Below are 8,312 nucleotides of genomic sequence, written 5' to 3' on the forward strand. Positions count from 1 at the left end.
CACTCATCTAGAAGATTTTGCCCGCAAAATCGGTGTTATCGACGACCGCTTTAACCCCATGCACATGACTCCTTGGACGGCGCGCAAACTGCTCTGGAACCCAGAACCCCTGGGATCCTTTTTTGGGGAAGTGTGTCTGGAAGCCTGGGATCGCAACCCCCATGATTTTGGCCGCGAGGTGATGGATATCCTGGAGCGTCGTCTTGGCCTGGCAGAGTTGGAAGAAGCCCTGAGCGCGCCTCTAACAGGGGTTTACGTGTCTTAGATCTTGGCCAGGCAGCCTCTCTAACCTTAGGAGGACTATCAGCGCATCTCCGCCAGCGCCCAATTGGATCCGCAGGTGGCAGCTGCCATCACCGCAGCCGTGCGCCGTTGGAGGTCTCCGTCGCGCTAGCGGGACAGGGCCCTTGCGGCCAGCCGTGGAGAAAACACCTCGTAGATGACGGTCAAAGGCTGGCCCCTGTGCAACAAAAGATAATGCCTAGCCCAGAAGGGACCGGGACACTGCAGCAGCCGGGCAACCGGGTCTGCCTCGCCGTGGTAAAGGCCGCGCAGCTCGCGAAAGGTCTCCAGTTTTTCTTGGATCAGATTTTGGCCAATGGGCCGATCGGGATGGGGCAAGTATTGAACCAGATGTTCGGAGTTCCACCAAGAGGTGGCATAGAGCAAGGGCTGTTGAGAGGTTGCCCCGCACAGCCAAACCCGCCGCCGCATCAAAGGGGATCCCAGCCGCCCCAAATCTCTGGCCAGCTGTTGCATGGACTTGGGGGCAGTGCCCTGCTCTGCCTGTAAATCAACCCGGCCCGTGTCCAGCAGATGAGCCTGAATCGGCTCTTGGATCAAGGCAGCAAGATTACGGGTGGTAAAGCCATCCCCCAAAAGCAGCAAGCGCAGCACGGGATCCACCTGCACCAGCTCAGGCTGTACCGGGTCTGGCTCCCCCTGCCAATGCAGCTGTAGAGGCCACCAATCGCCTTGGCCAGAGGAGACATTGCCCAAAGAGCCATCTGCAGAACGGAGAGCAGCGCTCCAAGGGGATCCGGCAGCGTCGGCATGGCAGGTGAGGGGAGAAGGGGAAAGTTCCAAGGCAGCGGTTCAGTTGTTAAGTTCTGTATCGCCCTTAGTCTAACCCACCCACCATCTCTGCTCTGAGGAGTTTCCTAGCTCGTGCCCGGCTGAACCAACAGCCGCACCACCCAGGGGACGACCACGACGACACTGATCAGGCGTGCCAAGTGCATGACCACCACTGTGCTAGTTTGGGCTCCCATGTCCAGGGCTATCAGGCTCATGTCGGAAATGCCTCCTGGAGCTGTGCCCAAGATGGCAGTCAAGCGCTCGATCCCCAGCCAACGGGAGATCAGGTACCCCGACAAGACCCCCGTGCCCACCGCAATCACTGTACAGAGCAGGGCTGGTCGCCACAGATCTTTCAGGGCCAGAAGCGTATCGGCAGTGAGCTTAGTACCCAAAAGAATGCCCAACACCACCTGCATGGCAAAACGGATCCCGGCTGGGGGAGCGGGAATTGGGATCGCTCCCCAGACATTCACCAAACCCACCGCCACCATGGAGCCCACCAGTGCTCCCGCCGGAAGCCTCAGCTTGACCCCGATCAGGGCGCCGGCCAGCCCGATCAACACCGTCCAGAGATAGCTCATCATTTGGGCTTAGCTTTGAGAAAAGAGGAACGCTGTGAGTCCGGGCTTGGCCCAACCCCTCTACGGCACTGGGCACAGACGCCGTAGAAGTCAAGCACATGGTACTCGATCGCAAATTGGTATCGGCTGGAAAGCTGTGCCTCCAAATCTTCCACCGGACAATCGGGCAAAGGCACCACCCGCCGACATTCGGTGCAGATCAGGTGGTGGCGGTTGTGGCCATTGCTGGGCAGAACCTGGTAGTAGGTCTGCTGGTCTCCCAAGTTGACCGCTTGCAGCTTGCCCTCATTGCGCAGAGCATCCAAAACTCGATAAACCGTGGCCAGACCGACGGTGTGGTTGGCATTGCGCAACTCCAGAAAGATCTCTTGCGCCGAAAGGGGCTGCGACTGCTGCTCTAGCACCTCCAGAATCAATTTCTGGTTGCGGGTCTGGCGGGAAGAAGACATGATCCCTTCGTGTAGGTCGTTCTTGGGGGTCAACGCTCAGCGTCTGCCTCAGCTTTCATGCGCTCTAGGGTCTGGTGCATCTGGTCAAACATTTGGGTCAGGGAGAGCCCAAACCCCCCAAGCTGAGTTTGCAGTTGTTTGATGGTCATTTGAGCCATAAAGTCGTCGGAGAGTTCCAGCCGCTTCATGAAAATGCGCTGGCGCTCCAGCAACTCCTCCATCTGTTCGATGAAGATTTTTTTGCCTTCCCGGTCGAATTGGCCGTACCGTTGACCAAGCTGCATCAGGTTTTGGAAATCCTGAAACAGTTGCTTGGCTTCCTCTTGTACGATCTCAGAGTCGAAGAAGCTCATGGCCTTCCGTTTGCCCTGAATAAACTGCATTGGGTATACCCATCCTATCCGAATCCGATTGCCTCAGCAGGAGGCAACCCCTCCTGCGAGTACGGGATCCCGCCCTTCTGGCTCAGGATAGACTCTGGCTTGTTTGCCTCGGTGTCCGGTATGCTTCCGTTTCCTTGCGTTAAGGCTTACACTCAGCCGGCTGTGGCCCGGCGGTGGTGCGAACGGGTGCAGGGATCCCGACCTCTGTTTCTGGCCTGCTTGGGGTTTACCGAAACGGCTCTTGTTCCGGGCATTTCGGCTGCCGGCGCTACCCCCTCCTTGCGTCGCTACACAGCTCTTGCCGATGGGGAAGTGTTGCTGGCGGGCCATTCTCACCGCTTGCCCACCTCTCCGGATGGCTATCCTTCCCCAGTGGTGATCAGCTGCGCCATCCTGAGGGAGTTGGGGATCCCGTGCCGAGTGTTCGATTGTGGCTTGCCGGAACCTTTGCCGGGGGCAGAAATGGTGAGCTCTGGGGGAGTGGCCCGCTGCTTGAGCACAGGACAGGCTCTGTCTTTGGAGCAGGTGGGATCCCTTTGGCAAGAAGGGTACGACCGCGGATCCCGGCTGGAGCAAGGCTACTGTGTGATTGGGGAGTGTGTGGCAGGGGGCACCACCACGGCGCTGGCGGTGTTGTTGGGACTGGGGTGGGCAGCAGAGGGCATGGTAAACAGCAGCCACCCGGTCTGCAACCACGCCCAAAAGCTGGCCTTGGCCCGGCAGGGATTGGCCCGTCTGCCAAGGGGAGCTTCTGCTGCTGAGGTGGTGGCGGCAGTGGGGGATCCCATGCAGCCCTTTGTGGCCGGGTTGGCGATGGGCGCAGCGCAACGGGGAGCGGTGCTGCTGGCAGGGGGAACCCAAATGTTGGCGGTGCTGGCCTTGATGCAGCGCTGGGGGGAAGAGCAGGGGATCCCTTGGCCCCCGGAGAACGTGGTGGTGGGAACCACCCGCTGGGTGGCAGAGGATCCCTCGGGCAATACGGTGGCCTTGGCAGAATTGTTGGGGGTTGCTCCCCTTTTGGCCACCCAACTGAGCTTTGCCAATAGCCGCTATCTGCCTCTACAGGCTTACGAGCAGGGCTATGTCAAGGAAGGGGTGGGGGCGGGTGGGCTGGCCATTGCCAGCAGCCTTCACGCCGGTTGGGGCCAAGCGGAGCTGTTGGCAGCAGTTGAGCGCAGCTACGAACGCCTGGTGCTTCAGGCCGGCTCCAAGGGGGCCATGGTCAACCCCTCCCGCAGCAATTGCTGATGGTAGAGCTCCGCCTGTTCTTGAGGGCCGACCCAAACAACTGCTTGCCCTTCGGCATCCACCTGCACGGTCAGTTGCCGCGCTAGGGGCAAAGTCATGCCGGGGATGTATTTCAGCAGACATTCCGTAACGTGCTGAAAGGTATTGAAATCGTCATCTAAGACGATCACCTTGAAGTGGGGGTAGGGCTGGCGAACCTGGGTTCTCGAGGGCGAGAACTGCTGAGCAGGTCGAGTTGGAGCTTCCGTAGTCATAGCAGAAGAGATCGACACAACTACCGAGTAACTTGGGTCTCTCAGGGGTGAGAAACCGGTCGCTTCTGATGATCTATCTCTATCTAGTTTCTAGTCTAATTGGCATCTTGTTGGCAGCTTGTGTCTGTATTCGGATCCCTTGTCGGTCGTTGGCGTCAGCGATAGAGCATGGTTCCTCTAAAGCTCTTCCCGCAGCGGGCGGCGGGGCTTTTGCCCGCCGAAGTGGCGCTCGAAATACAGGGCAGTGGCCCGGCGTAGAATCCCGGCTTGGGCAAGGGCCTGACACAGGGATCCCCCTGGCGGCAGGTGCTTCTGGATCTGTTCGATTTGGGTGGCACTGACCAATCCAGAAGCCTTGAGGTAGTCGGCCACGTGGCGTCCCCCTGCCAGTTGAACGGAGTAGCCCCCTTCGCTGAAAAATTTGACGGTCTCCGGCTTGAGGCCGCTGTGGTGGGCCAGCACATCCGTGAAGGTGCCCCCTTCCTTTTCCCAAGCGTGAATGACGGTTTCGATGCCGGCATTGTCGATTAGGCCAGCCGCCCGCAATTGGGTCAATACCCGCTGTACCCAGGGGGTAGCCCGCTGTAGAGCTTCCAAGTCCTCTTCCCCCAAATATTGCTGCGGGGGCAATTCGCTTTCTGGGGCACTCAGTTCCGCTGCCCAGTCGGCTATGGTCAGGGCCTTGAGATCCTCTGTCTCTGGCCGGGCTTTCTCTGGAGCTGGGGTCGGTGCAGCTGCAGGTGGGGAAGTTCGCCGGGCTTCGGCTAACGCTGCGGCTAGAGCACGGTTTTCCGCTTGGGCCGCCTGCAGTTGGGCCTGGAGCTGGCTCACTTGGGCTTGGGCTTCCTGCAAGCGATCTTGAGTTTCTCGCAGTTGGGCTTGGGTTTCTTGGAGCTGCACCTGCAAGCGGTGGGTGGCCTCGGCAGCTTCTTGGCGAACGTGGGCTAGGTCGGCAGTTAAGCGCTGTTTCGTGGACTGGGCCAGTTGGAGTTGATGTTGGTGCTCCTGCAGCGATTGGTTCAGGGCGGCCACTTGGGCTTCCATTTGCTGCAGAGTATGACGCAGGTGGGTTTGCTCTTGGAGCTGCTGTGCCTGAGCCTGCTGTATCTTCTGCTGCTCCTGCAATCGGGATCCCAGCTCTTGCAGCTTGTGTTTGGCTTGAGATTGCCATTCTGTCAGCTCGTGGCAGCGGCGCCGCAGGGTCTCCAGCTCTGCTTGGGCGGCTTGCAGTTGCGCGGATCCCTGAGTTTGCTGGGCTTGGAGTTGCTCCTCCAGTTCCCGAATGCGCTGTTGGGCAGCCTTTTGTTGTTCTGTCTCCTGTTGAATTTGGGCTTCCAATTGGGCAATGCGCTGCTGCTGTTCCTGCTGGCGGGCTTGATGGTCGGCAACCTGCTGCAGCGATTGTTCGACCAGGAGCTGTTGCTGCTGCCGCTGTTGCTCCAGTTGCGCTTCTAAGATAGCAATTTGCTCTTGGTAGCGCTCCAGTTGGGCTTTGTATTGCTGGGTAACTCTGTAGGTCTCTTGGGCTACCTGTAGAGGGGAGACATAAAGAGGGGGCTGATCGGGAATGGTGGACCACTGCTCCACCATCACCTCCCAACTGTTGGCAGCTCCTTTCTGGCGCCGCAGCCGCTGCTGCTTGTCCAAGGCCCATTCCAACCAGTGGGGTTGCACCCAGCCCTGCTTCACCAAGATCTCCCCCAGCTTGCGCTCCGGGTGCTGCCGCTGCTGAATCAGGGCCTGATGGATGTGCTCCAGCTCCAGATACCCATGCAGCATCAAGATCTCGCCGATGCGCACCAATTCGACCGGAATCAATGGGTAGAGATCTCGGGGGGCAACCCAGCCGTGCTGCATACACAGCTCCCCCAACATCAAGGGGTTGTCGGCCTTTTCCCACATGGCCTGAGCCAGTTGGGCGGGGGTGAGCAGTCCTGCTCGGTTGAGGGCTTCTCCCAAGCGGATCTCAAACTTTTCCTGCTCGATGGCGGTTGGGGTGGGGCTGGTCGGCGGATTCATTGGGCCTCTCGGACGGGAAGAGTAAGCTCTGCTACAACTATCGTAGTGGAAAATCCTTAGAGAAGTAGCATGCCGCAACCGAAACGCATTTTGTCAAGCCGAGGATCCACGGATTTTGCCGGAAGGTCGCTTTTTAAGTCCTAAGAGGGGCGCTGTTCTTGGCTTTGGGCAAACTGTTGCAGCCGCCGCAGCATCAGCAATTGTCCCAAGCCCAAGGGCAGGAGAGAGACGGCCTCTACCCGCAACTGCACCCAGCCGTTCCCCCACAGCCAGTCACAGTAGCCATCGGCTCCTCCCCACATCAGCAGGCGCAGCCGTTCCGGCAGCAGGGTTTCCACCTGGTGCATGATCGAGAGGGGGCCCCATTGGGCCGCAAAGGTGCTGCCCAGCTCCAGCCTTTCGGGAAGGGATCCCTGCAGTTGCTGGGGCCAGATCCACTGCTGCAACAATCCCACCTCTGTCAGACAGCGCTGCACGGTCGATGCACTGGCCTCGACTTCAACCCGGATGGTGGAGGATTGAAATGTCCCTAGCATATCCATTCCGCGTGGGCGCTCTGGTGACCGGTGCCACGGTTCCCCCGGCGATGCCTGACTCTATTCTGGTCAATTTGTGGGGTTTGCCCACCCTTTCCCAGCGATCTTGCCTTTGAATCGTCCCCATTTGGTAGCTATCTTTGCCCAGAGCTTGGATGGAAAGATCGCAGCCCATCGAGCGCAGAGGCCCTCCTTCAGCAGCCCTGAGGACTATCGGCACTTGGAAACCCAAGCTGCCCAGCAACAGGCTTTGATCATGGGGGCCGCCACTCTGCGGGCCTACGGCACCAGTCTGCGTATTCGGGATCCCGAGTTGATCCAACGCAGAACCGCTCAGGGCCTCTCTCCCCAGCCCCTGACGATCATCTGTTCCGACAGCGGGGATATTCCTGAGGATTTGCCGTTTTTTCGCCAGCCCCTCACCCGTTGGCTGTGGACAACTCCCAAGGGATCCCAAATTTGGCAGAACCGAACCGGCTTTGAGGACATCTGGGTGGCTGCCGATTGGGATCTGCCGGCACGGCTGGCCCGCCTGCGCAGCTTGGGCATTGAACGGGTGGGGTTGTTGGGCGGGGGGCGGCTTTTGGGGGCATTTCTCCAGGCAGGGGCCTTGGATGAGCTGTGGGTTACCCTCGCTCCGGTGCTGCTGAGTGGATATGCCGATGCGCCTGCCAGCATTGAGGGTTGGCAAGTGCAGGGATCCCCGCCCCAGTTGGAGCTGCTGGAATGCCGCCGTGGCTCCAAGGAGCTGTTTTTGCGCTACCGAGTCGAGTGGCCCTGAGAAATGCTCGACACAAACACAAAAATTTTTGGACAAATTCAGATTTCCCGGAAATCCACAGGTTTTCCCCAGGCTTTCCACAGGCGGGCGGGCCGTTTTCCACAGGGCTTTTTCCTCGGGGGGCGGCATCGGGGGTTTCTGTGGAAAAGTTGAGGTCGGTAAGGTTCAGGCGACTACACCCTGAGAAACGTAACGGGATCGCGCCATTTTTTCCCATCCCATCAAGGCCAATGGAGAGCTTTTGTCCGGTTGGATCCCTGACTTGGGATTGACACCCCCCGTGGGTTAAAGGGCAGAATAGCCGCACCTGAGGGTGAGTGGTGTGGAGGTGTTCCCAACCGCTCTCCTCAGAAAAGACTTCATCTGTTCTACAGCCCACGACAGGCTTAGGAACAGTTGTGCATGCCCTCCCTCCCATCCGCTGGGATAGGGGCAAGCTATGAACCTATATTGCTTGCTTTTCTGCTTGCGAGCCTGCTGAGGCTCTTGGCCTATCTAGGTTGGGTTTTGATGTTGCGGGTTCGCTCTGTTCGAGCTGCCCAAGTTTTGGCTGTGGCCGCAGGTTTTGCGGGATACCGTTTTCTCCCCTCTTGACCCCGAGTGAGTGGTTGGACTATGAGTTCTCACAGCGTTAGCATTTTGAGTGAAATTCCCGAGGAGCTGCATGACACCCTCCAAAACTACCTCTCCCGCCATCCCGACTGGGATCAGGATCGGGTGGTGACGGCAGCGCTCTCGTTATTCCTGCTCCAAAGCGGGGAGAGCGACCGGCGGGCGGCACGCATCTACTTGGACAGCCTGTTTCGCCGCAACTGAGCCCCAAGGATGGCCCGTGAAAACCGGGGCAGTGGGAACCTTTTGTTAGCCTGAGTAGGGATCCTGTCCCACTGCTGTCATTTGGACACTGGGGGGAGGGGGCTAAGAAGTGAAAGGGATCTCAAAAGAGGCAAAAAAGAGCATGACTCTAGTCAATAATAAGCT

At 59.0% G+C, this 8,312-nt stretch carries 10 protein-coding genes and 1 pseudogene; 4 read left to right on the top strand and 7 right to left on the bottom strand.

Annotated features, from left to right (window positions below; genetic code table 11):
• A pseudogene (locus tag NW815_RS12815) lies at positions 1-265 on the top strand (radical SAM protein); the annotation flags it as partial.
• A gap of 125 nt (positions 266-390) precedes the next feature.
• Here the strand turns inward: NW815_RS12815 and NW815_RS12820 are convergent.
• From NW815_RS12820 to NW815_RS12835, 4 genes are all read right to left on the bottom strand, one after another.
• Positions 391-1,086: a chorismate pyruvate-lyase family protein gene (locus NW815_RS12820; RefSeq protein ID WP_414389989.1), complete on the bottom strand. Its 696-nt coding sequence runs from the start codon at positions 1,084-1,086 to the stop codon at positions 391-393.
• Positions 1,087-1,160: 74 nt separating this feature from the next.
• The gene (locus tag NW815_RS12825; protein ID WP_414330730.1) at positions 1,161-1,664 is read right to left on the bottom strand and encodes an AbrB family transcriptional regulator; all 504 of its coding nucleotides are present in this window, start codon (positions 1,662-1,664) and stop codon (positions 1,161-1,163) included.
• Complete coding sequence (locus tag NW815_RS12830) at positions 1,661-2,110, bottom strand: Fur family transcriptional regulator (RefSeq protein WP_414343835.1); 450 nt, start codon at positions 2,108-2,110, stop codon at positions 1,661-1,663. The genes NW815_RS12825 and NW815_RS12830 overlap by 4 nt, the downstream gene beginning before the upstream one ends.
• 29 nt (positions 2,111-2,139) lie before the next feature.
• Complete coding sequence (locus NW815_RS12835; RefSeq protein WP_011434128.1) at positions 2,140-2,463, bottom strand: DUF1825 family protein; 324 nt, start codon at positions 2,461-2,463, stop codon at positions 2,140-2,142.
• Positions 2,464-2,613: 150 nt separating this feature from the next.
• Here NW815_RS12835 and cobT point away from each other — a divergent pair, with 150 nt between their 5' ends.
• Complete coding sequence (gene cobT / locus NW815_RS12840) at positions 2,614-3,741, top strand: nicotinate mononucleotide-dependent phosphoribosyltransferase CobT (protein WP_414389991.1); 1,128 nt, start codon at positions 2,614-2,616, stop codon at positions 3,739-3,741.
• Here the strand turns inward: cobT and clpS are convergent.
• The 3 genes from clpS to NW815_RS12855 all read right to left on the bottom strand — a co-directional run bounded on the left by clpS (position 3,690) and on the right by NW815_RS12855 (position 6,550).
• Positions 3,690-3,995 (bottom strand): ATP-dependent Clp protease adapter ClpS, encoded by a 306-nt coding sequence (clpS, locus tag NW815_RS12845; protein ID WP_011434126.1) that lies wholly within the window; start codon positions 3,993-3,995, stop codon positions 3,690-3,692. The genes cobT and clpS overlap by 52 nt on opposite strands.
• A 177-nt stretch (positions 3,996-4,172) precedes the next feature.
• Positions 4,173-6,014, bottom strand: a complete 1,842-nt coding sequence (locus tag NW815_RS12850; RefSeq protein WP_414389993.1) for a hypothetical protein — start codon at positions 6,012-6,014, stop codon at positions 4,173-4,175.
• 140 nt (positions 6,015-6,154) lie between these two features.
• On the bottom strand, positions 6,155-6,550 hold the full coding sequence (locus tag NW815_RS12855) for a hypothetical protein (protein ID WP_414349609.1): 396 nt from the start codon (positions 6,548-6,550) through the stop codon (positions 6,155-6,157).
• 106 nt (positions 6,551-6,656) lie between these two features.
• Between NW815_RS12855 and NW815_RS12860 the strand changes: the two genes are divergently transcribed.
• Both NW815_RS12860 and NW815_RS12865 read left to right on the top strand, forming a co-directional pair.
• Positions 6,657-7,331 (top strand): RibD family protein, encoded by a 675-nt coding sequence (locus NW815_RS12860; RefSeq protein WP_414416087.1) that lies wholly within the window; start codon positions 6,657-6,659, stop codon positions 7,329-7,331.
• A 615-nt stretch (positions 7,332-7,946) separates the two neighbouring features.
• A complete protein-coding gene (locus NW815_RS12865; RefSeq protein WP_041436785.1) occupies positions 7,947-8,147 on the top strand; it encodes a DUF2811 domain-containing protein in 201 nt (66 codons plus the stop codon).
• Positions 8,148-8,312 lie beyond the last annotated feature (165 nt).

The organism is Synechococcus sp. R6-7 (assembly GCF_047461695.1).
Taxonomy (GTDB): Bacteria; Cyanobacteriota; Cyanobacteriia; order Thermostichales; family Thermostichaceae; genus Thermostichus.